The 1,003-nt window shown below is 52.7% G+C and carries 1 tRNA gene and 2 rRNA genes; all 3 read right to left on the reverse strand.

The annotated features are described in order from the left end of the window. Window positions 1–371 (reverse strand): 23S ribosomal RNA (locus tag D3222_RS24750); the annotation flags it as partial. A 185-nt stretch (window positions 372–556) separates the two neighbouring features. Further along, a tRNA-Glu gene (locus D3222_RS24755) sits at window positions 557–632 on the reverse strand. 82 nt (window positions 633–714) lie between these two features. After that, window positions 715–1,003: ribosomal RNA gene (locus D3222_RS24760) — 16S ribosomal RNA — on the reverse strand; the annotation flags it as partial.

Consider the following 1,003-nt stretch of genomic DNA (forward strand, 5'->3'; position numbering starts at 1 on the left):
CGTCGAGTTCACAACCGAGGCATTTTGGTGTACGGGACTGTCACCCTTTACCGCGCGCCTTTCCAGGCGCTTCCACTCACACCTCGGCTGATTCAGACTCTGGGCTGCTCCCCGTTCGCTCGCCGCTACTGGGGGAATCTCGGTTGATTTCTTTTCCTCGGGGTACTGAGATGTTTCAGTTCCCCCGGTTCGCCTCGTTTGACTATGAATTCATCAAACGATAGTGCAACGCATCGCACCGGGTTTCCCCATTCGGACATCGCCGGCTAATAGCGCTTCATATCAGCTTACCGACGCTTTTCGCAGATTAGCACGTCCTTCATCGCCTCTGACTGCCTAGGCATCCACCGTGTACGCTTAGTCGCTTAACCTCACAACCCGAACGTGTCTCGGATCATTCAGCTTGAGAGACTCATCAATAATACCGCGAGGATATTATTGACCGTTTCAATTTTTCAGCTTGTTCCGGATTGTTAAAGAGCTTATCTCGCTAAACAGATTGGGAAAATCCGCTTAAAGAAACATCGACAACGCCTTTCACCCGTTATCCTGCAAATGGCGTCCCCTAGGGGATTCGAACCCCTGTTACCGCCGTGAAAGGGCGGTGTCCTAGGCCTCTAGACGAAGGGGACACTATGGCCGGCTTCGCAGACGCGTCTTGCTCTACTTTCATCAGACAATCTGTGTGAGCACTGCACTCCACCGTATCTCAGGTAAGGAGGTGATCCAACCGCAGGTTCCCCTACGGTTACCTTGTTACGACTTCACCCCAGTCATGAATCACAAAGTGGTCAGCGCCCTCCCGTAGGTTAAGCTACCGACTTCTTTTGCAACCCACTCCCATGGTGTGACGGGCGGTGTGTACAAGGCCCGGGAACGTATTCACCGTAGCATTCTGATCTACGATTACTAGCGATTCCGACTTCATGGAGTCGAGTTGCAGACTCCAATCCGGACTACGACAGACTTTGTGTGTTCCGCTTGCTCTCGCGAGGTCGCTTCA

The sequence above is a fragment of the Photorhabdus sp. CRCIA-P01 genome (genome assembly GCF_003545805.1).
Taxonomy (GTDB): Bacteria; Pseudomonadota; Gammaproteobacteria; order Enterobacterales; family Enterobacteriaceae; genus Photorhabdus; species Photorhabdus antumapuensis.